The sequence below is a fragment of the Stappia sp. P2PMeth1 genome (genome assembly GCF_900185735.1).
Classification (GTDB): domain Bacteria; phylum Pseudomonadota; class Alphaproteobacteria; order Rhizobiales; family Stappiaceae; genus Stappia.
This window is the reverse complement of the sequence record NZ_FYAW01000032.1, coordinates 1-22,533: the sequence shown is the minus strand read 5'-3', so window position 1 is coordinate 22,533 and position 22,533 is coordinate 1. Positions and strand designations below refer to the sequence as shown.

The following is a 22,533-nucleotide window of genomic DNA, read 5'->3' as shown; positions in this document are numbered from 1 at the left end:
AGCCATGTTCGAAACCCTGATCTTCGTCCTCGACAGCACCGCACGGCTTTCCACGCCGCTGCTGCTGGCTGCCCTTGCCGGGCTCTATTCCGAGCGCTCCGGCGTCTTCGACATCGGCCTTGAAGGCAAGATGCTGGGGGCGGCCTTCGCCGCCGGGACGGCAGCAGCGCTCAGCGGCTCCGCCTGGATCGGTCTTGCCGCCGGCATCGTCATCTCGGTGGCGCTGGCGCTGGTGCATGGCTTTGCCTGCATCACCAATCGGGGCAACCAGATCGTCTCCGGCGTTGCCATCAACTTCCTGGCGATCGGCCTGACGGCGCTGCTCGGCCAGGCCTGGTTCGGCCAGGGCGGGCGCACGCCGTCCGTGAGCGGAGGTGGCCGCTTCGGAGAACTGACCTTGCCGCTGGCGGAGAGCCTGCGCGATGTGCCGGTGATTGGCCTGATCTATTACGAGCTCGTGTCGGGTCACAACATCCTGGTCTATGTGGCCTTCCTTGCGGTCCCCTTCTCCTGGTGGGTGCTCTATCGCACCCGCTTCGGCCTGCGCCTGCGCGCGGTCGGCGAGAATCCCGGCGCGGTCGATACGGCCGGCATCTCCGTCACCTGGCTGCGCTACCGCGCGGTGATCTGTACCGGCATCCTGTGCGGCATCGCCGGCACCTATCTCTCCATCGGCCAGTCGGCGAGCTTCATCGCCAACATGACGGCCGGCAAGGGTTTCATCGCGCTGGCGGCGCTGATCTTCGCCAAGTGGAAGCCGGTGCCGGTGATGTTCGCCTGCCTGCTCTTCGGCTTCCTCGATGCGGTGGCGATCCGCCTGCAGGGCCAGCAGGTGCCGGGCATCGGCGAGGTGCCGGTGCAGGCGATCCAGGCGCTTCCCTACATCCTCACCGTGGTGCTGCTGGCCGGTTTCATCGGCAAGGCGGTTCCCCCTCGCGCCGGCGGCGTCGCCTATGTCAAGGAACGTAGCTGAGCGGTGCCGGCAAGGAGGATGACATGAGCCGTTTCGACGAGTTGTTCGCTGCCGCCAGCGCGGCCCGCGAGAATGCGCATGCGAAATACTCCGGTTTTCGCGTCGGCGCCGCCCTCGCCACCCGGGATGGTCGGATCTTCGCCGGCTGCAATGTGGAAAACGCCAGCTTTCCCGAAGGCTGGTGCGCCGAGACCACTGCGCTCGGTGCCATGGTGGCCGCCGGCGGCCGGCCGGGCGACGTGGTCGAAGTGCTGGTCACCGCAAAGGCGGCGCTGTGCACCCCCTGCGGCGGCTGCCGCCAGAGACTTGCCGAATTCGCCGGCGACGATGTGCCGGTGCACATCTGCGACGACACCGGGCTGCGCCGCACGCTGACCATGGCGGAACTGTTGCCGGCCCGGTTCGTTCTCAAGGACGAGGAGAGGGATATATGAGCGGCTACGGGCCGGAATGCGCGGAAACGGTCCGCGCCGCAAGACCGGGCGATTACCGCGTCGCAATGGTGCTGGGCTCCGGCCTCGGCCAATTGGCCGAGGAGGTCGAGGACGCCGTCCGCATCCCCTATTCCAAGCTCACGGGCTTTCCGGTCTCCTCCGTTTCCTCGCATGGCAGCGAACTGGTCGCCGGTCGCCTCGGCGAGGTGCCGGTGGTCGTGCTCTCCGGCCGCGCCCATTACTACGAGGGCGGCGGCGCCGACGTCATGCGTACACCCTTGGAGACGCTGAAGGCGCTCGGCTGCGACACGCTGCTGCTCACCAACGCGGCCGGGTCCCTGCGTCAGGAGTTCGCCCCCGGCACGCCGATGCTGATCAGCGACCATATCAACTGGTCCGGCCTCAACCCCTTGATCGGCGAGGAAAGCGACCGCCGCTTTCTCGACATGAGCGCCGCCTACGATCCCGACTTCCGTGCCCGTCTGCGGGCGCTTGCCAAGGACGAGGAGATTGCGCTGGGCGAAGGCGTCTACATGTGGTTCTCCGGCCCTTCCTTCGAGACGCCGGCGGAAATCCGCATGGCGAAACTCCTGGGTGCGGACGCGGTCGGCATGTCGACGGTGCCGGAAGTAATTCTCGCCCGCTATCTCGGCCTGCGCGTTGCCGCGATCTCCACCATCACCAACTATGGTGCGGGCCTGCAGGCGCACGGCCTGTCGCATGAAGAAACCAAGTCGACCGCGCTGATGGCCGTCGACGCGCTGAAGCGGCTGATCCGCCGCTTCGTCAAGGACCTTGGAAATGCCTGACATGACCTCCGCCGAGGTGGCGCGGCGCGCGCTGCCGCTGGTCGATCTGACCAATCTCGACGACACCTGCACAACGGCCGACATCGACACGCTGTGTGCCCGCGCGGTGACACCCCATGGTCCCGTTGCGGCGGTCTGCATCTGGCCGCGCTTCGTCGCCCAGGCCGCGACCCTGCTCGCCGGCTCCGGTGTGCGAGTGGCAACCGTCGTCAACTTCCCGCAAGGCGGCGACGACACGCTGGCCGTCGTCGCCGAGACCCGCCAGGCGATTGCCGACGGCGCCGACGAGATCGACCTGGTCATGCCCTATCGCGCCCTGCTCGCCGGCCGGCGTGGCTTCGCCGAGACGCAGATCCGCAAGGTGCGCGAGGCCTGCGGCGACCGGCTGCTGAAGGTGATCCTGGAGACCGGCGAGATTGGCGATGCGCTGCTCGTCCATGCCGCCTCTCTGCTGGCGATTGCCGCCGGCGCCGATTTCATCAAGACCTCGACCGGCAAGGTGAAGGTCAACGCCACCCCGGAAGCGGCCGAGATCATGCTGACGGTCATCGAGGAAGTGCGGCGCGAGGGCGGTCCCGAGATCGGCTTCAAGCCTGCCGGCGGCATTCGCACCGTCGCGGATGCGGCGGCCTATCTGGCGATCGCCGACCGTATCCTGGGGGCGAACTGGGTTTCGGCCCCGCATTTCCGTTTCGGCGCGAGCGGCCTGCTCGATGCCCTGCTTGCCGCGCTCGACGGGCGCGAACCGACCACCGCCAAAGGATACTGACCCCATGCTGGCGCAGGAACTGATCCGCAAGAAGCGCGACGGCGGCACGCTCGCCCCCGAAGAGATCGCCTTCTTCGTCAAGGGATTGACCGACGATAGCGTCTCGGAAGGGCAGGTGGCGGCGCTTGCCATGGCCGTGTTCTTCCGCGGACTGTCGCTGGACGAGCGCGTCGCGCTGACACTGGCGATGCGCGACAGCGGCACGGTGCTCGACTGGTCCGACATCGACGCGCCGGTCCTCGACAAGCATTCGACCGGCGGTGTCGGCGACAATGTCTCCCTGATGCTGGCCCCCGCGCTCGCCGCCTGCGGCGCGGCCGTGCCGATGATCTCCGGCCGCGGCCTTGGCCATACCGGCGGCACGCTCGACAAGTTCGATGCCATCCCCGGTTACAAGACGCAGCCCGACAATGCACTGTTCCGCAAGGTGGTGCGCGAGGTCGGCTGCGCGATAATCGGTCAGACGCCGGATCTCGCGCCGGCCGACAAGCGCTTCTACGGCATTCGCGACGTGACCGGCACGGTCGAAAGCCTCGACCTCATCACCGCCTCGATCCTGTCGAAGAAACTCGCCGCCGGCCTGCAGGGCCTCGTCCTCGATGTGAAATGGGGAACGGGGGCCTTCATGGCGACGCGGGAGCAGGCAAGGGCACTGGCCGAAAGCCTTGTGACCGTTGCCAATGGCGCCGGCTGCCGCACGAGCGCACTGCTGACCGATATGAACGAGCCGCTGGCCTCCGCCGCCGGCAACGCGGTCGAGATGCGCAATGCCGTCGACTTCCTGACAGGGCGGGCGGTCGACAACCGTCTGTTCGACGTCACGGTGGCGCTCGGTGCCGAAGCGCTCGTCCTTGGCGGGATCTGCGCCGATGCGCAGGAGGGGGCGGAGAAGATGCGGGAGGCTTTTGCCAGCGGTGCGGCGGCCGAGCGCTTCGCCCGGATGGTTTCGGCCCTTGGCGGCCCGGCGGACTTCGTCGAAAAGGCGGAAGCCTATCTCGCTGCCGCACCGGTGGAACTGCCGGTCTATCCGCAGGAGCCGGGCACCGTCGTCGGCGTCGACGCGCGCGCCATCGGCGTTGCCGTCGTCGAACTCGGCGGCGGGCGCCGCCGGGCCAGCGATGTAATCGACCCGGCGGTGGGCCTGGTGCACCTTGCCGGCATCGGCCATTCCGCCGACAGCGACGCCCCGCTTGCCATCGTCCATGCCGCCGACGAGGCGTCGGCGCGCCGGGCGGCGGAGACGGTGCGCACCGCCTATCGGCTCGGCGCGCCGCGCGACGTCGAGGATCGGCCCGTCGTCGTGGAGCGGATCGCGCCGCCCGCCTGAGGCGGCCCGGATCGGCAACCGGAGTTTCGGAACTGCAACGGGGCGGGACACAACCGCCCGACAATGACAACGGGGAAACCTCATGGCACGCGCGATCCTGTGCGTCTTGGACAGTTTCGGCATCGGTGGCGCACCCGATGCCGCTCGCTTCGGCGACGAGGGCTCCGATACGCTCGGCCACATCGCGAGCGCCTGCATGCGGGGCGAGGGCGACCGCGAAGGCCTGCGCTCCGGTCCGCTTGCCCTGCCCAACATGACCGCGCTCGGCCTTGCCCGCGCGGCGCAGCTTGCGACCGGCAAGGTGCCGGCGGGTCTGGACGGATCGGTCGAGCCGGTCGGCATCTTCGGCACCGCAAGCGAGACGTCGCGGGGCAAGGACACCCCCTCCGGCCACTGGGAGATCGCCGGCGTTCCGGTCGCTTTCGACTGGGGCTATTTCCCGGATACGGTGCCGACCTTTCCGGCGGAACTGACGCAGGCGATCATCCGCGAGGCGGGCCTGCCCGGCATCCTCGGCGACACTCATGCCTCCGGCACGGTGATTATCGCCGACCTCGGCGAGGAGCATGTGCGGACCGGCAAGCCGATCTGCTACACCAGCGCCGACTCGGTGTTCCAGATCGCCGCGCATGAGCAGCATTTCGGCCTGGAGCGGCTCTACCGGCTTTGCGAGACCGTCCGCCGTCTGGTCGATCCCTACAATATCGGCCGGGTGATCGCGCGGCCCTTCGTCGGCGATGCCGTGTCCGGCTTCGAGCGCACCGCCAACCGGCGCGACTATTCGGTGCTGCCGCCAGAGCCGACCCTGCTCGACCGTGCACTCGAAGCCGGTCGCCGGACACTGACCATCGGCAAGATCTCCGACATCTTCGCCCATCAGGGCGTGTCGGAAGTGCTTAAGGCGGCCGGCAACGACGCGCTGTTCGACCGCACGCTGGAGGCAATGGACAGGGCCGGCGAGGGAGATCTGATCTTCGCCAATTATATCGACTTCGACAGCCTGTACGGCCACCGGCGCGACGTGCCGGGCTATGCCGCCGCGCTGGAGGCGCTGGATCGCCGGCTGCCGGAGTTGCTGGCGCGGCTGCGGCCGGGCGACCTGCTGCTTCTCACCGCCGATCACGGCTGCGATCCGACCTGGCGCGGCACCGACCACACCCGCGAGCGGGTGCCGGTGATAGGTCTGATCGAGGGCGGTTCGCCGAAGGCGATCGGCGTTCGCGACACGTTCGCCGACATCGGCGAGAGCATCGCCGCCCATCTGGGGTTGGCGCCGGGACGGCACGGCACGTCCTTCCTCTGACATCGGGAGCGGGGTCCGTCGAACTGGAGCCCGTCCGATCCTCTCGGTAGACTGACGGGGGCGACTCGGCATTGCCGATGCCCCGAAATGGAGACGCGCATGATCGCACGGTCCTTTTCCGCACCAGTGGATGGCGTTTTGACGCCGGAGATGAAGGAAGCCTATGCGCAGGACGGCTTTCTGGTGCTCACCGGCTACAAGTCGGCGGAGGAATGTGATGCGCTGAAGGCCCGCATGGCCGAGCTGATCGACGCCTTCGATCCGGACGAGCATGCCTCCGTCTTCGAGACCGGTGCCCAGAGCCACGCCCGCGACCGCTATTTCCGCGAAAGCGGCGACAAGATCCGTTTCTTCTTCGAGGAGGAGGCGTTCGACGCACAGGGCCGGCTGCAGCGCGACAAGCATGTGGCGCTCAACAAGGTCGGCCACGCGCTGCACGATCTCGACCCGGTGTTCGAGCGGTTCTCGCGCGATCCCCGGCTTGCCCGCACCGCAGCGAGCCTCGGCCTTGCCGCGCCGCTGCTCGCCCAGTCCATGTATATCTTCAAGCCGCCGGAGATTGGCGGCGAGGTCAATTGCCACCAGGATTCCACCTTCCTGCACACCGAGCCGCTGTCGTGCACCGGCTTCTGGTTCGCGCTGGAAGACGCGGACGAGACCAATGGCGGCCTGCTTGGCGGGCCGGGTGGGCATCTGGCGCCGCTGCGCCAGCGCTTCCACTATGACGGCGATGCATTGGTGATGGAGCGCCTCGACGACACGCCGCTCGCCGGCGACGTGCCGCTGGTCGCGCCGAAGGGCACGCTGGTGGTGCTGCACGGGCTGGTGCCGCATCGCTCGGCACCGAACCGCTCGCCGCGCTCGCGCCATGCCTATGCGTTGCATCTGGTGGATGGTGCCGCCCGCTGGTCGCCCGACAACTGGCTGCTGCGCGCTCCGGAAAACCCGATGCGCGGATTCTGACGGTCATGCCGACACCGGCCAACCCGCGACCGCCGGTGCCCAAGGCGGAGCTGCATGTGCATATCGAGGGGGCGGCGCCGGCCGACCTCGTGCGGCGCCTGGCAAAGCGCCACGGGCAGGATGTCGAGGGCCTCTTCGACGAGCGCGGCCGCTACCTCTGGAACGACTTCTCCGAATTCCTCGCGGCCTATGACCGGGCAAGCCGGGTCTTCCGCACGCCGGAGGACTATGCGCTGCTTTCCGGCACTTACTTGCGCATGCTGGCGGCGGAAGGTGCGATCTATGCCGAGCTGACCATTTCGCCCGATCATGCCGCCGGCGCGGGCCTGGCCTATGGCGACTATGTCGCCGGCCTTGCCGCCGGCATCGAGCAGGCGCGTGCCGACACCGGCATCGAAGCGCGGATGATCGCCATCGGCGTGCGCCATTTCGGGGCCCGCGCGGTCGAACAGGTGGTGGCGCAGGTCATCTCCGCCCCGCATCCGCTGGTCACCGGCTTCGGCCTTGCCGGCGACGAGCGCCAGGGCCATCCGGCGAATTTCGCCCGCGCCTTCCGCATGGCGGCCGAGGCAGGTCTTGGCCTCACCGCCCATGCGGGCGAGGTCTGCGGCCCGGAAAGCGTCACCGCCGCGCTCGACTTCCTGCGTGTCCGGCGTATCGGCCACGGCGTGCGGGCCATCGAGGACCGGGCGGTGGTGGCGCGGATCGCGGCGGAGGGCATCGTGCTGGAGGTCTGTCCGGGATCGAATGTCGCGCTCGGCTTCTATTCCAACCTGCGCTTTCATCCGGTCAACCTGCTGCGCCGCGCCGGCTGCCGCATCACGCTCAATTCCGACGATCCGCCCTTCTTCGGCACCACGCTCGGCCACGAATACCGCAGTTGCGCGCAAACCTTCGGCTGGTCGGAGGACGAGCTGCTGACGATCACCCGTACGGCGATCGGTGCCGCCTTCTGCGATGAGGATACGCGGCGCCGGCTGGTTCTGCGCCTGTCGGAACATGCGGCACTGCGCGGCGACGGCTGAGCGGGGAAGTCGGTGGACGGCAGGGCCAAGGTCCTGCCCGCACGGTTCCGCTGGGCGGCCGGTTGATCTATGACAGGAAGGGAGCCGGAGGCGGCTTCCGGAGGCGGCCGCCTCCTGACAGGCCAAGCGGAGAGGCGCGAGATGAGCGGAGCAACCGTAATCGATCACCCGATGGTGCAGCACAAGCTGACGCACATGCGGATGAAGGACACCTCGACCCAGGGCTTCCGCCGCCTGCTGCGGGAAATTTCGGTGCTGCTGACCTATGAGGTGACCCGCGACCTGCCGATCACCACCGTGGAGATCGAGACGCCGCTGCAGACCATGTCGGCGCCGGTCATCGAGGGCAAGAAGCTGGTCTTCGCCTCGGTCCTGCGCGCCGGAAACGGGCTGCTGGAGGGCATGCTGGAACTGGTGCCGGCCGCCCGTGTCGCCCATATCGGTCTTTACCGCGATCCCAAGACGCTGGAGCCGGTCGAATACTATTTCAAGGCGCCGGAGGATCTGGCCGAACGTCTGGTGGTGGTCGTCGACCCGATGCTGGCGACCGCCAACTCGGCGATTGCCGCCGTCCAGCGGCTCAAGGAGCGCGGCGCCACCCAGCTCCGCTTCCTCTGCCTGCTGGCAGCGCCCGAGGGCATCGCCAAGTTCAACGCCGTCCATCCGGACGTGCCGATCTTCACCGCCGCCATCGACGAGCGATTGAACGAGAAGGGCTATATCATGCCTGGCCTCGGCGATGCCGGCGACCGCATGTACGGTACCAAATAGCGTCTTGGTCGGCTGGGCCTGTTGTATTATTTTTCGTTCCGAATTAAATGATCCGACCAGCCGGCGCGGACCGGATCCGGAGCGGCCGTTCGGGGAGGAGAGACATGACAGGCGAGGCGATCTACCCGGATCTGAAGGGCAGGACGGTGCTGGTCACCGGCGGCGGCGGCGGCATCGGCGCGGAGATCGTCCGCCAGTTCGCTGCGCAAGGGGCCTCTGTCGGCTTCATCGACCTCAGCGAGGAGCCCTCGCGCGCGCTTGTCGCGGAGCTGGAAAGCGCCGGGGCGAGCGTCCGCTTCGCCCGCGCCGATCTCACGGACATCGAGGCGACCCGAGCGGCGATCGCCGACCTGCGCGAGGCGCTCGGCCCCGTCTCCATTCTCGTCAACAACGCCGCCCATGACGAGCGCCACCGGCTGGAGGACGTGACGCCCGACTATTGGGACAGCCGCATGGCGGTGAACCTCAAGCACCAGTTCTTCTGCACCCAGGCCGTGGCGGGTGACATGCGCAAGCTCGGCGGCGGTGCCATCGTCAACATGGGCTCGATCTCCTGGATGATCGGGCAGGGCGGCATGGCGGGCTACACGGCGGCGAAATCCGCTGTTGTCGGCCTGACGCGCTCGCTGGCCCGCGACCTCGGCCCCGACAACATCCGGGTCAACTGCATCGCGCCGGGCTGGATCATGACCGAGCGCCAGATCGCGCTCTGGCTTGACGAGGCCGGCGAGCGCGAGATCATGGAGCGGCAGTGCCTCAAGCGGAAGCTGGTGCCGGCGGATGTCGCCCGCGTCGTGCTGTTCTTCTGCTCCGATGCCGCCGGTGCTTGCACCAACCAGACCTATGTCGTCGACGGCGGCTGGATCTGATCCCTTTGGCCAAACCGCAGGAGCAGGCATCGTGATCACTGTCTTCGGCTCCATCAATCTCGATCTCGTCGTCGCCCTGCCGCGTCTTCCCGCGCCCGGCGAAACGGTGGTCGGCCCCGATCACCAGACGTTTCCGGGCGGCAAGGGCGCCAACCAGGCGCTGGCGGCGGCGCGCGCCGGGGCGAAGGTCAGGATGATCGGCGCGGTTGGCCGCGATGCCCATGCCGCCGCAGCGCTTGCCAATCTCGAGCGCGCCGGCGTCGACCTTTCCGGTGTGCGCCATCTCGACGGCAGCACCGGCATTGCCATGATCGGCGTCGACGCGAAGGGCGAGAACCTGATCATGTGCGCCAGCGGCGTCAATGCGAGGGTCGTCGCGGATTGGCTCGACGGCCGACTGGCGCGGGGCGACCTGCTGGTGCTGCAGCGTGAGCTGAGCCCGGGGCCGATCGCCGATGCCATCGGCCGCGCTCGGCTCTGCGGCGCCCGCGTGCTGCTGAACGCCGCGCCCTCCGGTGATGCCGAGCTTGCGCGCCTGGTGCCGGATGTCGATGTCGTTGTCGCCAATTCGGTGGAGGCAGCGGAACTGGCTGCGGCGCTCGGCGCCGGCGAGAGCCCGGTGCCGGAGACCCATTGCGCGGCGCTGTCCGGCGAGGATCGGCTCGCTGTCGTCACTCTCGGCGCGCGCGGGCTGATCGCCCAGAAGGGCAAGATCCGCTGGCGCGTTGCCGCGCCTGAGGTCGATGTGGTCGACACGACCGGCGCTGGCGATGCCTTTGTCGGCGCCCTTGCCGCGGCGCTCGACCGGGGGGCGGAGATCGGCCGCGCCCTGCTGGAAGGCACTGCCGCCGGCGCCCTGGCCTGCACGGCGAACGGGGCGCAGTCCTCCTCGCCCGAGGCGGGGGCCATTGCGAAGCTCGCCGACACGCTCGCCTGCGAGACGTTTGCCGCCTGAGACCTGCCGTTCGTTTCAAAGCGGCAGCTTCCGGTAACGTGCCGGAAACCGCGTTTGCATCCGCCGGCGCCGGCTTCATCCCTTGCTAAGCGTCCCATGGCAGCGTTCGGATCGAGCGCGCAACGGCAAAACGGAAACAGGGACAGGGAATGGTGGCACGCTATCTGATGATCGCCGTCATCGTCGTGGTGGCTGCCGTCTTCGCGCCGGATCTGCTGCGCGACTATTTCAAGGATGCGCCGGTTGCCGCGGCCGCGCACCAAGAGGCGCACGAACCTGTTCCGCCGTCGGGTCTGCGTACTCTCGTGCTGAAGGCTGGACGCGGCGGTCATTACGAGGTCAGCGCCCATATCAATGGCCGTCCGGTGCGCTCGTTGATCGACACCGGTGCCACGACGCTCGCCCTGCCTCTGGATGTGGCGGAAAAGTCCGGCATTCGCCCCGCAAAGTCGGCTTTCGTCGTTAAGGTGCGCACCGCCAACGGCGTGGCGCTCGCCGCGCCCGTCACCTTGCGCGAACTGCGCCTCGGCAGCATCCGCCTCGACAATGTCGAGGCGCTGGTGATGCCGGCGGGCGCGCTGGAACTGCCGCTGATCGGCATGTCGGTGCTCGGCCGTCTTGCCACGGTCGATATCCGCTCCGGCACGATGCGGTTGATACAGTAGCCGTCCCCGGTGATTTCGGTGTCCGCGCGGCTATAGTGTCGCGGCCCGTGCCGCGCGGCCGGGCCGTGCGAGACAGCGGGAATCACCTGAAATGAGCGTCAGTCAGTTCGGCCAGCTTGCCGATGGAACGCCGGTCGAGCGTGTTGCCATCGCGCGCGGCGAGCTCTCCGCCGCCATCATGACGATCGGTGCGGCCATCACGGATCTGCGCGTCGACGGTCGCAGCGTGGTGCTCGGCTTTGACGATTTGGCCTCCTATCTCGCACATTCCCCCTATTTTGGGGTGATCGCTGGCCGTCATGCCAACCGCATTGCCGGTGGCCGGTTCCTGCTCGATGGCGAGGAGGTCCAACTCGACCGCAACGAGCGCGGCCGCAATCACCTGCATGGCGGAGCGAACGGTTTCTCCCGGCGGCTCTGGTCCCTGCGCGAGACGGGGCCGGCGCATGTGGTGATGGCGCTCGTGTCGGAGGATGGCGAGGCCGGCTATCCCGGCCGCGTCGAGGCAACCGCCCGCTACGAGCTCCCGCGAGCCGGCGACAGGCTGCGTATCGTGCTGGAGGCAGTGACCGACCGGCCGACCCTGGTCAACCTTGCGACCCACAGCTATTTCAATCTCGACGGCTCTGCCGATATCGGCGGCCACCTGCTGCGGATCGAGGCCGATGCCTATCTTCCCGTCGACGACGAGGCGATTCCGACCGGCGAGGTGCGCCCCGTTTCCGGAACGCCGTTCGACTTCCGCCGCCTGCGCCGGATTGACGCGGAGGGCGTGTGCGTCTCCTATGATCACAATTTCTGCCTGTCCACCGTGCCAATGGGCGAACCACGCCCCGTCGCGCGCGTTGTCGGACAGGGGAGCGGCCTTGTCATGGATGTGCTGACGACCGAGCCCGGCCTGCAAGTCTACGACGGCGGCAAGCTGGCCGTGCCCTGTCCGGGGCTGGACGGGCGCCGGTACGGTCCGCGCGCGGGGCTTTGCCTGGAGCCGCAGCGCTGGCCGGACAGTCCCAACCACCGGCATTTCGCCGGAGCCGTCCTGCGGCCGGGGGAGCTCTACCGGCAGGTAACCGAGTATCGTTTTTCCCAGATCGGGCATGAGGACCAGATGTCATGAAGACCGTGTTTTCCGCCGGACAACTCGCCCACGATCCCAAGCAGGAGATTTCCGACGGCATGTTGAAGCCGGCGGTGGAGATCCCCGCGCGCGCCGAGATGGTCCGCGATGCGGTGCTGGCCCGCGGCCTCGGCGAACTGCTGGAGCCGGAGGATTTCGGCATGGAGCCGCTCGCCCGGGTCCATGACGCCGGCTATCTCGCGTTTCTGGAGAGTTTCTGGAGCCGCTGGACCGATCTCGGCCGCAGCGGCGAGGCATTCCCCTTCATCTGGCCGGTGCGTGGGTTGAACATCGAGCCGGTGCCGGACCACGTCGACGGGCTGCTCGGCCGCTATTCCTTCGATGCCGGCACGCCGCTCGGCGAGCACACGTTCGTTGCGGCCCGCGCCAGTGCCAACTCGGCGTTGACGGCCGCCCGCCTCGTCGCCGGCGGGGAGCGCGCCGCCTTCGCCCTGTGCCGTCCGCCCGGACACCATGCCGCCGCCGACTATTACGGCGGCTATTGTTTCCTCAACAACGCGGCGATCGCCGCCCAGTGGCTGCGCGATGCGGGGGCCGAGCGCGTTGCCGTGCTCGATGTCGACTACCACCACGGCAACGGTACCCAGTCGATCTTCTACGACCGCTCCGACGTCCTCTTCCTGTCGATCCATGCCGACCCGCGCGAGGAATATCCCTATTTCCTCGGCCATGCGGCCGAGACGGGCAGCGGGGCGGGGGCGGGCTTCACCGCCAACTATCCGCTGGAGCTGGGCGCCGACTGGCAGGTGTGGTCGCGGGCGCTTGCCGCCGCGATCGATCGCATTGCCGCCTTCCGGCCCGATACGCTGGTCGTCTCGCTTGGCCTCGATGCTTACGAGAAGGACCCGATCTCCCGTTTCCGTCTCGTTCATGACGACTTCACCCGCATGGGGGCGGCGCTCGCGGGCCTCGGCCTGCCGACCGTCTTCGTCATGGAAGGAGGCTACGCGGTCGATGCGCTCGGCACCAATTGCGTCAATGTTCTGGCGGGCTTCGAGGCCGGCTGAGTCGCGTCTCTATAGCGGGAAGCCGAGATCCTGAAGGGCAGCCTTGAGGGCAGGGGCATCGGTGAAATGGATCGCATGCATGCCGACGGACTTCGCCGCTTCGACGTTCGCCAGGCTGTCGTCGATGAACACCGTGTCGGCGGGGGCGAGGTCGTTGCGCGAGAACAGCACGTGGTAGATGCGCGGATCCGGCTTGACCAGCCGTTCATGCGCGGACACGACCACGTCGATGAAGTCCTCCGCCAGAAAGGGAAAGCGGCTTTCGCATTCCGCGAATTTCTCGGACGAGAAGTTGGTGATCGCGTAAAGAGGTACGCCCGACGCCTTCAGCGATTTCAGGATCGCGACGCTGCCCGGCACCTCTCCCGGCACCATTTCGTGCCAGCGCCTGTCCCAGGCGAGGATCTCCTCGCGATGATCGGGGCGCCGCGCCAGGGCTTCGGCGATGCCGTCCGCGAAGCTGCGCCCCCGGTCCTGTTCGAGGTTCCATTCCGGCGGCAGCACCTCGCTGAGGAACCTGTCGGCCTCCGCGTCGTTGGCAAAAATGCTGCGATAGAGAATGCGGGGGTCCCAGCGGATCAGCACATTGCCGATGTCGAAGACCACGGTGTCGGGACGGGCGCTCATGACGGCTCACGGGATTGCGGGCGCTGCGGCCCTCGGACAAACTGAAGGAATGACGAGACTGGCGCGGCGATCCCGTTCGGGGCAAGAGGCAAATGGCGGATCGACACGCCTGTCCCGCCTCTTGTCGAGGCGCGCGGCTGCCGCGCTGCTGGCCGTGCTGGTCGCCGCCGCCTCGGGCGAGCGGCTGCGCGCCCAGGAGGACCTCCAGCAGGACATGCAGGACAACGGACCGCCACAGGTGAACGGCCCGGCTTTCCTGCCCTGGCTGGATGATACGGACACGTCCGGCCCGACCGATGCCGGCCCATCCGGTGCATATCCGGACGCCGCCGCGCCGGTCTTCGATCCGGCGCGCCTTGCCCTCCTGCCGGAGCTGCGCGTCGGCGTGGTCATGGACCCGGCAGCCGGCGATTTCGGCCGCGTCGCGCCGCTCCGGGAGGCCTTGGAGGCGGGTCTGCGCATCCCCGTGCTGCTGATCGCCTATCGCGATCTCGCCCATTTGCAGCGTGCGATCCTGGCGGCGGAGATTGATTACGCGCCGCTGTCGGCCTCGGCCTATGCCGAGGCGGATCGGGACTGCCGATGCCTGGAACCGCTGGTCGCCCCGCGTCTGCCCGACGGCGAGGCGCGCTGGCATGCGATCGTGCTGGCCCGGGCCGGCGAGGGGGTTGCGTCCCTCGCCGAGATCGCCGGACGGCGCATCGCCACCGGCCCGCGCGCAGCGCTGGGCAGCCGGCTGGCGCAGATCGCCGCCGCCGCCGCCGTCGGTGTCGATCTTGGGCGGGAGGAGGCGACGTTGATCGAGCATCCCGATCCGGTCGCGGCCGTGCTTGCGCTCATTCGCGGTGACGCGGATGTCGCCTTCGCCTGGTCGTCGCTGCAGGGTGATGCGGCCGAAGGCTATTCGAGCGGCACCTTGCGGGACCTGCGGCGACGCGCCGTCGAGACGGATGGCCTTGAGGTCGTCTGGGCGTCCGAGCCGATTGCCGGTGCGCCGCATGTGGTGCGGCGCGATCTGCCGCAGGAGATTCGCCGTGCGATCGTCGCGGTGATGACGGGGAAGGAGGTGGCGGCGGCTGTCTCGAGCGGCGGCTTCGTACCGGTGGAGGCGCGGGACTATGCGCCGGTCGCTGCCGCCTTCCCGCCGGATGCGGGCGCCGCGTCACGCGGGCGGATGACGCCGCTCGGCGGGCGCGACTAGGGTCCGGCGGCGCCGGAGCGCCGACTGGTGGCGCCGATCAGTTGCAGCAGGCGACGCTCGTGCTGACGCGCGGTCGCAGGTAATAGGTGTCGCTGAGCGTGATCGTGGCTTTGTTGAAGACATCCTTCAGCACGGCCGCAAAGGTCGGACGATGCTCGTATTCCGCGTGGGCGACGACGAGGTAGGTGTCCTTCTGCTGGGTCAGCTCCGGCGGCAATTCGATCGGAGGCGCCGAACCGGCCCCCCACTGGGAGGTGTTCATCGCGCGGCTCCAGACGACGCGCGGCTGGTTCACATCCTTGATCCAGACACTGGCGACCACCATGCTCAGCGGCGCCTCCGGATAGGGATCGAGCACGGCTCGCGACAGTTGCAGCAGGTCGTTGACCTCCGAAGAGGTCAGCTTGTCGGCCTGGGCGACCAGATCGGCCACGGAGCTCGCCGCCTGGCTCACCTTGCGGTCCAGGGTGAGGGCGGAGTTGAGCTCGGTGACGCCGAGGAACAGCACCAGCATGAAGGGCAGCACCAGGGCGAACTCCACCGCGGCGACGCCGCGCCGGTCGCGCAGCAACCCGCTCGCCAGCCGCGCCGCCATCGTTCTGACGATCCGGTATGGCCCGTCGCGTCTTTCGTTGCGCTTCCGGCTGCTCATGGTCACTGGCTCGCCTGCTGCGTTGTCCACGGGAAGGGTTCGTTGCGGAAGACCGCCGTGGCGACGAGGAGCCGGTCGCCGGAGCTGAGATCGCCATAGGCGGTCTTCATCATCGCCGACAGCATCGGCCAGCGATACAGCGTCCGCACCACGATGATCTGTCCCGCCTCACCGTGGTTGTAGCCGGTTTGCGCCACGAGCTCGCCGTCCTGGATCAGCGGCTTGGGGGAGAACGAGGCAAAATTGTCGATCCGCTCGACATCGATGGTCAGCCGGTCGGCGGTGACCGGGAAGCCGGCAAGACGGCTCAGCACCGCCTGCTTGAAGGATTCGGCGTTGAAGCCTTGGGCATGGGCCTGGCCGGTCCTGATCATCCGGGCCGCGTCCATGGTGGCGTTGCTGAGCACCTGGTTGGCGAAGAAGGCGAGGCCGATCTCGATCACCCCGAACAGCAGCATCAGGAACGGGATGGCGACGAAAGCGAACTCGATCGCCGTCGTGCCCTCGCGGTCCCGTACCACCGCGCGCAGCGGTCTCAGGCGCGCGAAGCGAGGCAGGAGACGGTCTCTCAGCATTTCTCTGGCACTCGTTGTTGGGAAGCGGCGTCGGCCGCGCCGATGTCGTCAGTTGCCGACACCTGCGGCCTTTTCGGACATGTCGGTGCGCTGGCCCGACTGCTTGTTGAGGATTTCGAAGCTGGCGTCGGAGTCGCCCACGCGCAGCATCGGCTCGCAGTTCGGCGCGCAGGAATAGCTGAAACGCTCGCCCTTGCGATGGACGGTGACCATATCGCCGGAGGCGGCGGCGACCGTGATCACCTCGTCGATGATCGGCTCGCCGTTCTTGTCGAGGATGACCAGGTTGGTCGTGCCGTAGAGCTTGCCCGTCACCACCACCGTCTGCCGGTCATACATGGTGACGTCGGCGATCGCCGGATTGCCGACTATGACCGTGTCGGCCGGCGCGTCGATGCGGAACACCTTCGCCCGGTCCGTCATGACGTGAACGCCGCTGTCCTGGGCATTCGCGCCGGTCGTCGGCACGGCGGCGGCCAGGATCGCGGTTGCGATGGACGCGAGAAAGGCATCGCGAAACTGCGACATGGGCATGCTCCTCAGCGAAAATTCCTTCGCGAGAATGAAGGAAATTGGTGAAGGAAGGGCTAACGCCCGACCGGGCCGGATGCGTTCTGCGAGTGTCGTTAACGCGGGCTGCCTTGCGCGCTTGCCCAAGATTCGCGGGCCGCGCTCGCCGGCGTATGGGGCGGGCAATTGCCCGGTCGTCGCGGTTTGGTTAAAATGCTGACTATTATGTTTTCATGGCATTAACTATAGAACTGCTCTCGCACATCTTGTTGCTTGTCCTCGACGAATTTAACCTTGTGGCAAGGTGTGGTTCCTATAGTGGCAACATCTTCGAGCGACCGAAATAACAACAAGGTCGACGAGGTGGTGCAGACAACAAGTGAAGTGTAGGAGCCAACCATGCAGAAGTTTCTTGCCCGTTTCGCCAAGGATGAATCCGGCGCGACCGCCATCGAATACGGCCTGATCGCCGGCCTGATCGGCGTGGCCATCATCACCGCCGTGACGGCTGCCGGCGACTCGATCACCGCGATGTTCACCCGCGTGTCGACCGAGCTGACCGCCGCGTCCAACAAGTAAGATCGGCTGACTGGCTCCACGGCCCCGGTATCGAGATCCGGGGCCGCGGGAAGCCACCGATGATGCGGGCGGCCTTGGCCGCCCGTTTTCGTTTCGGTCCGGTCTCGGACGCAGTTCGGATCGGCCAACGCGCTGTCGCCACTGCCGGCTGCCGTCAACCGGACCTTAAGTGTCGCAGCGCATGATGCAGCAGCCGGCGGGTCCCGCCGTTGAGGGAGTGGTCGAATGTTCGAGGCGGCAATCCTGGTGCTGTTTCCCTGCCTGGTGGCCTATGCCGGCGTGTCCGACCTGTTCACGATGAAGATTCCCAACCGGGTGTCGCTGCTGCTGATCGGCGGATTTGCAATCATCGCCCCCTTCGCCGGGATCGGCCCCGTGGAGATCGGCTGGCATCTGCTGGCTGCGGGCCTCGCGCTGGCCGCCTGCCTCGTGTTCTTCGGCTTCGGTTGGATGGGGGGCGGCGACGCCAAGCTCGTCACCGCCGTGGCGCTCTGGTTCGGAATGTCGCAGGACCTCCTGATGTTCCTGGTGCTCGCCGGCATCTATGGCGCGGGTCTGACGCTGCTCATCGTCAGCTTCCGCAGCATCGTTCTGCTGCCCGGCATCGCCGGGCGCACCCAGTGGCTCTTGCGCCTGCACGATCATACGCGCGGCATTCCCTATGGTGTGACGCTGTCCATCGCCGCCCTGCAGGTCTATCCGCAGTCCGCGTGGTTCCGCCTCCTGGCGTAGCGGAGACTTCGGCGGCGCCAAAGATTAACAAATCCTCAACAGAGAAAAGTGCTGCTGTCAATTTGCGAAAGCTTAAGCATATGTTCAGCAACATTGCTCACGTCTGATTAACCATGTCTTGACCATTTGCCTGCAACAGTAGTCGCACGATGACCGAAGGCGCGAAAGCGTCCGGTCCGGTTCGATCCCTGCGGGTGCTGGCAATGAAGATCGCACGTTTCGCCATTCTGGGCATTTCACTCGCCGCCGGCGTTTTGGTGGCGCGGATGGTGATGACCAACAATCCCGAGCCGCCGGCGGCCCCGGTGATGGTCACCGAGACGGTGGAGAAGGACGACGTCCTGACCGCCGCCAAAGACATTGGTCTTGGCGAGCAACTCTCGGCCCGCGATCTCGCCTGGACCAGTTGGCCGCGCGATCTCGCCCCGTCCACGGCGCTCCTGCGCTCGCAGCGCCCCGACGCCATCGACGAGCTGTCCGGCCGCATCGCCAAGGCTCCGGTCTATCAGGGCGAGCCGGTCCGCGAGGAGCGCCTGATCGCCAGCGACCGCGGCTTCATGTCCACCATCCTGCCCAAGGGCAAGCGCGCCATCGCGGTCTCGGTCGAGGCGCAGACGGCGGCCGGCGGCTTCATCCTGCCGGGCGACAAGGTCGACGTGATCCTGACGCGCCAGTCGGCGAGCCGGTCGGGCAATTCCTTCACCAGCGAGACCATCCTTCAGAACGTCCGCGTTCTGGCCATCGACACGACGACGGCCGGCGAGCGGGACGACAAGGCGCTGCCTCCCGGACAGACCGCCACGCTGGAACTCGAGCCGGCCCAGGCCGAAGTCGTCGCCCAGGCCTCGCAGCTTGGAACCATCGCCCTGGTGCTGCGCTCGGCCCAGGATTCCGCGGACGATGCCGACCCTGGCCTCGTCGGCGGCGGAGTGAATTTTGTGAAGTTCGGCGTTGCCAGCCAGGTCCAGACCCAGCGGTGAACGGGATCGGGACGCGGTGATGACGGCAAGGAGTACTCGGATGTTGGCTCAACGTTTCTTCCGGATCGGCACGGCGATCTGCCTCGTCCTCACCGGCCTTGCCGGGATGGATGCGGCCCGCGCCGACGGCTATCCCAAGTCGGTCACGATCCAGGCCGGAGAGCGGGTCGCCGGGCGGATGCTCAAGGTCGGCCTCGGCCGCTCCGTAGTGATCAACCTCGGCGAGGAAGTCAGCGACGTCATCGTCTCCAACCCGGAGATCGCCGATGCGGTGGTGCGCTCGTCGCGCCGGGTCTTCATCCTCGGCAACAAGGCCGGGCAGGCGAGCCTGTTCCTGTTCGGGCGCGGCGGCAACCAGATCGCCAGCTTCGATCTGGCGGTGGAGCAGGACACCACCGACCTCAACATGATGATCCGCCGCTCCATTCCCGGAGCCGACATCACGGCCGAGTCGGTCAACGGCAACATCGTCCTCAGCGGTACGGCCTCCAGCACCGCCGACGCCCAGCGGGCCGCCGATCTCGCCGACCGCTTCGCCAAGGTCGAGGGCAAGGCGCTGCCGGTGCTCAACATGGTCTCGGTGAGCGGCAAGGACCAGGTCCACCTCAAGGTGACGGTTGCCGAGGTCGAGCGCTCGATCATCAAGCAGCTCGGCGTCAACCTGTCCGGCACCATCGGCATCGGCAACTACAGCGCCAGCTTCAACAACAACCCGGACTTCTCCGTCAACTCAAACATCGTCGGCCGCGGCAGCGCCGGCGGCGGGTTCCTGGCCGGCGGCTCCCGGCTGAACGCCCAGTTGCAGGCCCTGCAGCGCGACGGGGTGATCCGCACGCTTGCCGAGCCGACGCTGACGGCGATCTCGGGCGAGAATGCCAGTTTCCTGGCCGGCGGCGAGTTCCCGATTCCCATCGCCGAGGACAACAACAAGATCACCGTGCAGTTCAAGAAGTTCGGCGTCGGCCTTGATTTCACGCCGGTCGTCCTCAGCGAGGGACGCATCTCGCTGCGCATCAAGACCGAGGTCAGCGAGATCACCCAGGAAGGGGCGGTGTCGATCGGCGCGCTGGTCATTCCCGCGCTGAAGGTGCGCCGGGCCGAATCCACCGTCGAACTGCCCTCCGGCGGCACGCTGGTGATGGCCGGCCTGCTGAAGGAATCCTACAAGCAGGATCTCAACGGTGTGCCGGGCCTGATGCAGGTGCCGATCCTCGGAGCCCTGTTCAAGAGCCGCGACTTCCTGCGCCAGGAGACCGAGCTCGCCGTCTTCGTCACCCCCTATACCGTCAGGCCGACGGCTCGCTCGGAGCTGGTCGAGCCGACCCGCAACCTTGCGCCGGCCACCGACGGCGGAACCATCTTCCTGAACCGTCTCAACCGCATGTACCGGGTGTCCGGCGATCCCGGCCAGGGCGCCTATCACGGTCAGGTCGGCTTTATCTACGAATGAGGACCGGTCCCATGCTTCCTGCATCCGAAAAGCGCCCAGTCGCGTCCGCACAGCGGGTCCGGGCCGTCACGCCGGCTCTGGCGGTTCTCGCCGCGCTGATGGCGGCCGCCTGCCAGACCCAGCAGCCGACGGTGGAGGCGCTGGCCACCAACGACTACCGCCTGCGCCATCCGATCGTGGTGTCGGAAGGGGTGAAGACGCTGGATCTGCCGGTCGGCAGCGACATGCGCCGCCTGTCTCCGCAGCTCTCGGCGGTGGTTTCCAGCTTTGCCGCCGAGGCGCAGTCGCGCGGCGGCGGCGCGATGGAGATCATCGTACCCTCCGGTGCCGGCAACGAGGCGGCGGTGCATGCGGTGCTGCCGGAGATCCGCAAGTCGCTGGTGCAGGGAGGCGCCTCGCCGAAGCGCATCGCCACCCGCAGCTATCCGGTGCAGGACCCGCAGGTCTCGGCGCCGGTGCGGCTGGCCTATTCCGGTCTGCAGGCCAGGACCGGCCCCTGCGGCCAGTGGCCGGACAACATCACCGGCGGCGGCGACGGGATGCGTCACAACCCGCATCTCAACAACACGCAATATTACAATTTCGGCTGCGCCACGCAGGCGAACCTCGCCGCCATGGTCGACAACCCGACGGACCTGCTCTATCCGCGCGCCTCGACGCCGGCCGACCAGATCCGTCGCGGCACGGTCTACGGCAAGTATCGGGCCGGCGAGCAGACCGCCGCCGACTACAAGGAAGGCGACGGCTCGCGCGTCTCGGACGCGGCGAACTGATCCGGAGGAGCTGGACGGATGAACACCCTCGCATACGACACTCCGCTGGACGAGGACGGGTATCCGCATGAGCCGGAAATGGGCACCGGTCCCGCCGCCGACGCGCATGCCGACACGATCGACATCAAGGCCGTGCCGCGGGTCGCCATCCAGGCCTTCTGCGAGAGCGACGACATCGCCCGGGTGATCGAGAGCGCGGCCAAGGACCGGCGCATGGCCAAGGCGCATGTGAAGGTGCACAAGGGCGGCCTGGCGGCGGCAATCGATTTCTATGGTTCGGCGCCGACGCCCAACCTGATTCTGCTGGAAACCCGCACGGAAGCCTCGAAGCTGATCCAGGGGCTGGAGCAACTGGCGGAAGTCTGCGACGCCGGCACCAAGGTGATGATCATCGGCCACGTCAACGACGTGAAGCTCTACCGGGACCTGATCCATCGCGGCATCAGCGACTACCTCGTCGCGCCGATCAACCTGTTTCAGCTCATCGGGGCGATCGGCGAGCTCTATGTCAATCCGGATGCCGAGCCGCTGGGACGCACCATCGCCTTTGTCGGCGCCAAGGGCGGCGTCGGCTCATCCACCGTGGCGCACAATGTCGCCTGGTCGATCGCCCGGGTCTACGAGAGCGACGTGGTGCTGGCCGATCTGGACCTGGCCTTCGGCACCGCCGGCCTCGACTTCAACCAGGACCCGCTGCAGGGCGTCTTCGAGGCGGTTTCCTCGCCCGAGCGTCTCGACGAGACCATGCTCGACCGGCTGCTGTCGAAATGCGCCGAGCGCCTCAGCCTGCTCGCCGCGCCGGCCTCGCTGGACCGCACCTATGACCATGGCGAGACCAGCTTCGACGGCTTGCTCGACGTGATGAAGCAGGGGGCGCCGGCGGTGATCCTCGACCTGCCGCATGTCTGGTGCGGCTGGGTGCGCCGGGTGCTCGCCGCCGTCGACGAGGTGGTGATCGTCGCCGAGCCGGATCTCGCCAACCTGCGCAACGCCAAGAACATGATCGACACCTTGCGGCAACTGCGTCCCAACGATGCGCCGCCGCGCCTGGTGCTGAACCGGGTCAACGTGCCCAAGCGGCCGGAGATCAAGGCGGCGGAGTTCGCCGATGCGCTGGAATTGTCGGCGGTCGCGGTGGTTCCCTTCGATCCGCTGCTGTTCGGCACGGCCGCCAACAACGGCCAGATGATCGGCGAGCAGGACGAGAAGCACGCCACCGCGGAGATCTTCAACCAGATTTCCCAGGTGGTGACCGGTCGCGGCGAGGTGCCGCGGCCAAAGGGGCTGGCGCTCGGATCGCTGGTGTCCCGTTTCCTGAAGAAGGGCAAGGCAGCCGGGTGACCGGCATCGCGGCCCTTCTTCGAGACGGCCCCTTCTTCGAGACGATTGAGAGCAGGTAACGATGTTCGGTCGACGTGGCGCTTCCTCAGGTACACAGACGTCCCG

At 67.5% G+C, this 22,533-nt stretch carries 25 protein-coding genes; 21 read left to right on the top strand and 4 right to left on the bottom strand.

Going from position 1 to position 22,533, the window contains the following annotated elements; all coding sequences use genetic code 11:
- Nucleotides 1–4 precede the first annotated feature (4 nt).
- The 14 genes from P2PM1_RS19800 (at nucleotide 5) to P2PM1_RS19735 (ending at nucleotide 13,008) form a co-directional block, all read left to right on the top strand.
- Nucleotides 5–973, top strand: a complete 969-nt coding sequence (locus tag P2PM1_RS19800; protein WP_186386275.1) for an ABC transporter permease — start codon at nucleotides 5–7, stop codon at nucleotides 971–973.
- Nucleotides 974–996: 23 nt separating this feature from the next.
- A complete protein-coding gene (cdd, locus tag P2PM1_RS19795; protein ID WP_186386274.1) occupies nucleotides 997–1,407 on the top strand; it encodes a cytidine deaminase in 411 nt (136 codons plus the stop codon).
- Nucleotides 1,404–2,216 carry a purine-nucleoside phosphorylase gene (locus P2PM1_RS19790; protein WP_186396079.1) on the top strand — a complete coding sequence of 271 codons (813 nt, stop codon included), beginning with the start codon at nucleotides 1,404–1,406 and terminating at the stop codon, nucleotides 2,214–2,216. Before cdd ends, P2PM1_RS19790 begins: the two co-directional genes overlap by 4 nt.
- Nucleotides 2,209–2,985, top strand: a complete 777-nt coding sequence (gene deoC / locus P2PM1_RS19785; RefSeq protein ID WP_186400235.1) for a deoxyribose-phosphate aldolase — start codon at nucleotides 2,209–2,211, stop codon at nucleotides 2,983–2,985. Before P2PM1_RS19790 ends, deoC begins: the two co-directional genes overlap by 8 nt.
- 4 nt (nucleotides 2,986–2,989) lie before the next feature.
- Entirely contained in the window at nucleotides 2,990–4,312 is a 1,323-nt protein-coding gene (gene deoA, locus P2PM1_RS19780) for a thymidine phosphorylase (protein ID WP_186400234.1), read from the top strand.
- Nucleotides 4,313–4,394: 82 nt separating this feature from the next.
- The gene (locus P2PM1_RS19775; RefSeq protein WP_186400233.1) at nucleotides 4,395–5,615 is read left to right on the top strand and encodes a phosphopentomutase; all 1,221 of its coding nucleotides are present in this window, start codon (nucleotides 4,395–4,397) and stop codon (nucleotides 5,613–5,615) included.
- A gap of 99 nt (nucleotides 5,616–5,714) precedes the next feature.
- Nucleotides 5,715–6,578 (top strand): phytanoyl-CoA dioxygenase family protein, encoded by an 864-nt coding sequence (locus tag P2PM1_RS19770; RefSeq protein WP_186386269.1) that lies wholly within the window; start codon nucleotides 5,715–5,717, stop codon nucleotides 6,576–6,578.
- A 5-nt stretch (nucleotides 6,579–6,583) separates the two neighbouring features.
- Entirely contained in the window at nucleotides 6,584–7,603 is a 1,020-nt protein-coding gene (locus tag P2PM1_RS19765) for an adenosine deaminase (RefSeq protein WP_186386268.1), read from the top strand.
- A gap of 141 nt (nucleotides 7,604–7,744) precedes the next feature.
- A complete protein-coding gene (gene upp / locus P2PM1_RS19760) occupies nucleotides 7,745–8,374 on the top strand; it encodes a uracil phosphoribosyltransferase (RefSeq protein ID WP_186400232.1) in 630 nt (209 codons plus the stop codon).
- Nucleotides 8,375–8,478: 104 nt separating this feature from the next.
- On the top strand, nucleotides 8,479–9,243 hold the full coding sequence (locus P2PM1_RS19755) for an SDR family NAD(P)-dependent oxidoreductase (RefSeq protein WP_186400231.1): 765 nt from the start codon (nucleotides 8,479–8,481) through the stop codon (nucleotides 9,241–9,243).
- A 31-nt stretch (nucleotides 9,244–9,274) separates the two neighbouring features.
- Nucleotides 9,275–10,198 (top strand): PfkB family carbohydrate kinase, encoded by a 924-nt coding sequence (locus P2PM1_RS19750; protein WP_186400230.1) that lies wholly within the window; start codon nucleotides 9,275–9,277, stop codon nucleotides 10,196–10,198.
- 149 nt (nucleotides 10,199–10,347) lie between these two features.
- A complete protein-coding gene (locus P2PM1_RS19745) occupies nucleotides 10,348–10,863 on the top strand; it encodes a TIGR02281 family clan AA aspartic protease (RefSeq protein WP_186400229.1) in 516 nt (171 codons plus the stop codon).
- Nucleotides 10,864–10,954: 91 nt separating this feature from the next.
- On the top strand, nucleotides 10,955–11,980 hold the full coding sequence (locus P2PM1_RS19740) for an aldose epimerase family protein (RefSeq protein WP_186400228.1): 1,026 nt from the start codon (nucleotides 10,955–10,957) through the stop codon (nucleotides 11,978–11,980).
- Nucleotides 11,977–13,008 carry a histone deacetylase family protein gene (locus P2PM1_RS19735; RefSeq protein ID WP_186400227.1) on the top strand — a complete coding sequence of 344 codons (1,032 nt, stop codon included), beginning with the start codon at nucleotides 11,977–11,979 and terminating at the stop codon, nucleotides 13,006–13,008. Before P2PM1_RS19740 ends, P2PM1_RS19735 begins: the two co-directional genes overlap by 4 nt.
- Nucleotides 13,009–13,017: 9 nt before the next feature.
- Here P2PM1_RS19735 and P2PM1_RS19730 read toward each other — a convergent pair whose 3' ends face one another.
- A complete protein-coding gene (locus P2PM1_RS19730; protein WP_186400226.1) occupies nucleotides 13,018–13,635 on the bottom strand; it encodes an HAD family phosphatase in 618 nt (205 codons plus the stop codon).
- Nucleotides 13,636–13,756: 121 nt separating this feature from the next.
- Between P2PM1_RS19730 and P2PM1_RS19725 the strand changes: the two genes are divergently transcribed.
- On the top strand, nucleotides 13,757–14,836 hold the full coding sequence (locus P2PM1_RS19725) for a phosphate/phosphite/phosphonate ABC transporter substrate-binding protein (protein ID WP_186400225.1): 1,080 nt from the start codon (nucleotides 13,757–13,759) through the stop codon (nucleotides 14,834–14,836).
- A 37-nt stretch (nucleotides 14,837–14,873) separates the two neighbouring features.
- On the opposite strand, the gene P2PM1_RS19720 is transcribed toward P2PM1_RS19725, so the two are convergent.
- From P2PM1_RS19720 to P2PM1_RS19710, 3 genes are read right to left on the bottom strand one after another with little or no spacing between them, the layout of a single operon-like run.
- On the bottom strand, nucleotides 14,874–15,488 hold the full coding sequence (locus P2PM1_RS19720; protein WP_186400224.1) for a TadE/TadG family type IV pilus assembly protein: 615 nt from the start codon (nucleotides 15,486–15,488) through the stop codon (nucleotides 14,874–14,876).
- Nucleotides 15,489–15,490: 2 nt separating this feature from the next.
- Nucleotides 15,491–16,063 (bottom strand): TadE/TadG family type IV pilus assembly protein, encoded by a 573-nt coding sequence (locus tag P2PM1_RS19715; RefSeq protein ID WP_186386258.1) that lies wholly within the window; start codon nucleotides 16,061–16,063, stop codon nucleotides 15,491–15,493.
- A gap of 48 nt (nucleotides 16,064–16,111) precedes the next feature.
- A complete protein-coding gene (locus P2PM1_RS19710) occupies nucleotides 16,112–16,591 on the bottom strand; it encodes a pilus assembly protein N-terminal domain-containing protein (protein ID WP_186386257.1) in 480 nt (159 codons plus the stop codon).
- A gap of 381 nt (nucleotides 16,592–16,972) precedes the next feature.
- Here P2PM1_RS19710 and P2PM1_RS19705 point away from each other — a divergent pair, with 381 nt between their 5' ends.
- The 6 genes from P2PM1_RS19705 (at nucleotide 16,973) to P2PM1_RS19680 (ending at nucleotide 22,428) form a co-directional block, all read left to right on the top strand.
- A complete protein-coding gene (locus P2PM1_RS19705) occupies nucleotides 16,973–17,152 on the top strand; it encodes a Flp family type IVb pilin (protein WP_186386256.1) in 180 nt (59 codons plus the stop codon).
- 225 nt (nucleotides 17,153–17,377) lie between these two features.
- Complete coding sequence (locus P2PM1_RS19700) at nucleotides 17,378–17,884, top strand: prepilin peptidase (protein ID WP_186400223.1); 507 nt, start codon at nucleotides 17,378–17,380, stop codon at nucleotides 17,882–17,884.
- Between the two features lie 203 nt (nucleotides 17,885–18,087).
- On the top strand, nucleotides 18,088–18,864 hold the full coding sequence (cpaB, locus tag P2PM1_RS19695) for a Flp pilus assembly protein CpaB (RefSeq protein ID WP_186386254.1): 777 nt from the start codon (nucleotides 18,088–18,090) through the stop codon (nucleotides 18,862–18,864).
- Between the two features lie 40 nt (nucleotides 18,865–18,904).
- Entirely contained in the window at nucleotides 18,905–20,314 is a 1,410-nt protein-coding gene (locus P2PM1_RS19690) for a type II and III secretion system protein family protein (RefSeq protein ID WP_186386253.1), read from the top strand.
- An 11-nt stretch (nucleotides 20,315–20,325) separates the two neighbouring features.
- Nucleotides 20,326–21,087, top strand: a complete 762-nt coding sequence (locus P2PM1_RS19685) for a CpaD family pilus assembly protein (protein WP_186386252.1) — start codon at nucleotides 20,326–20,328, stop codon at nucleotides 21,085–21,087.
- A gap of 18 nt (nucleotides 21,088–21,105) precedes the next feature.
- A complete protein-coding gene (locus tag P2PM1_RS19680) occupies nucleotides 21,106–22,428 on the top strand; it encodes a CpaE family protein (protein WP_186400222.1) in 1,323 nt (440 codons plus the stop codon).
- Nucleotides 22,429–22,533 lie beyond the last annotated feature (105 nt).

What these genes read in the sequence shown, in the direction of transcription:
- P2PM1_RS19800 (WP_186386275.1), top strand. Translation starts at nt 5, where the DNA reads ATGTTCGAAACCCTGATCTTCGTCCTCGACAGCACCGCACGGCTTTCC.
- cdd (WP_186386274.1), top strand. Translation starts at nt 997, where the DNA reads ATGAGCCGTTTCGACGAGTTGTTCGCTGCCGCCAGCGCGGCCCGCGAG.
- P2PM1_RS19790 (WP_186396079.1), top strand. Translation starts at nt 1,404, where the DNA reads ATGAGCGGCTACGGGCCGGAATGCGCGGAAACGGTCCGCGCCGCAAGA.
- deoC (WP_186400235.1), top strand. Translation starts at nt 2,209, where the DNA reads ATGCCTGACATGACCTCCGCCGAGGTGGCGCGGCGCGCGCTGCCGCTG.
- deoA (WP_186400234.1), top strand. Translation starts at nt 2,990, where the DNA reads ATGCTGGCGCAGGAACTGATCCGCAAGAAGCGCGACGGCGGCACGCTC.
- P2PM1_RS19775 (WP_186400233.1), top strand. Translation starts at nt 4,395, where the DNA reads ATGGCACGCGCGATCCTGTGCGTCTTGGACAGTTTCGGCATCGGTGGC.
- P2PM1_RS19770 (WP_186386269.1), top strand. Translation starts at nt 5,715, where the DNA reads ATGATCGCACGGTCCTTTTCCGCACCAGTGGATGGCGTTTTGACGCCG.
- P2PM1_RS19765 (WP_186386268.1), top strand. Translation starts at nt 6,584, where the DNA reads ATGCCGACACCGGCCAACCCGCGACCGCCGGTGCCCAAGGCGGAGCTG.
- upp (WP_186400232.1), top strand. Translation starts at nt 7,745, where the DNA reads ATGAGCGGAGCAACCGTAATCGATCACCCGATGGTGCAGCACAAGCTG.
- P2PM1_RS19755 (WP_186400231.1), top strand. Translation starts at nt 8,479, where the DNA reads ATGACAGGCGAGGCGATCTACCCGGATCTGAAGGGCAGGACGGTGCTG.
- P2PM1_RS19745 (WP_186400229.1), top strand. Translation starts at nt 10,348, where the DNA reads ATGGTGGCACGCTATCTGATGATCGCCGTCATCGTCGTGGTGGCTGCC.
- P2PM1_RS19740 (WP_186400228.1), top strand. Translation starts at nt 10,955, where the DNA reads ATGAGCGTCAGTCAGTTCGGCCAGCTTGCCGATGGAACGCCGGTCGAG.
- P2PM1_RS19735 (WP_186400227.1), top strand. Translation starts at nt 11,977, where the DNA reads ATGAAGACCGTGTTTTCCGCCGGACAACTCGCCCACGATCCCAAGCAG.
- P2PM1_RS19730 (WP_186400226.1), bottom strand. Translation starts at nt 13,635, where the DNA reads ATGAGCGCCCGTCCCGACACCGTGGTCTTCGACATCGGCAATGTGCTG.
- P2PM1_RS19720 (WP_186400224.1), bottom strand. Translation starts at nt 15,488, where the DNA reads ATGAGCAGCCGGAAGCGCAACGAAAGACGCGACGGGCCATACCGGATC.
- P2PM1_RS19715 (WP_186386258.1), bottom strand. Translation starts at nt 16,063, where the DNA reads ATGCTGAGAGACCGTCTCCTGCCTCGCTTCGCGCGCCTGAGACCGCTG.
- P2PM1_RS19710 (WP_186386257.1), bottom strand. Translation starts at nt 16,591, where the DNA reads ATGTCGCAGTTTCGCGATGCCTTTCTCGCGTCCATCGCAACCGCGATC.
- P2PM1_RS19705 (WP_186386256.1), top strand. Translation starts at nt 16,973, where the DNA reads ATGCAGAAGTTTCTTGCCCGTTTCGCCAAGGATGAATCCGGCGCGACC.
- P2PM1_RS19700 (WP_186400223.1), top strand. Translation starts at nt 17,378, where the DNA reads ATGTTCGAGGCGGCAATCCTGGTGCTGTTTCCCTGCCTGGTGGCCTAT.
- cpaB (WP_186386254.1), top strand. Translation starts at nt 18,088, where the DNA reads ATGAAGATCGCACGTTTCGCCATTCTGGGCATTTCACTCGCCGCCGGC.
- P2PM1_RS19690 (WP_186386253.1), top strand. Translation starts at nt 18,905, where the DNA reads ATGTTGGCTCAACGTTTCTTCCGGATCGGCACGGCGATCTGCCTCGTC.
- P2PM1_RS19685 (WP_186386252.1), top strand. Translation starts at nt 20,326, where the DNA reads ATGCTTCCTGCATCCGAAAAGCGCCCAGTCGCGTCCGCACAGCGGGTC.
- P2PM1_RS19680 (WP_186400222.1), top strand. Translation starts at nt 21,106, where the DNA reads ATGAACACCCTCGCATACGACACTCCGCTGGACGAGGACGGGTATCCG.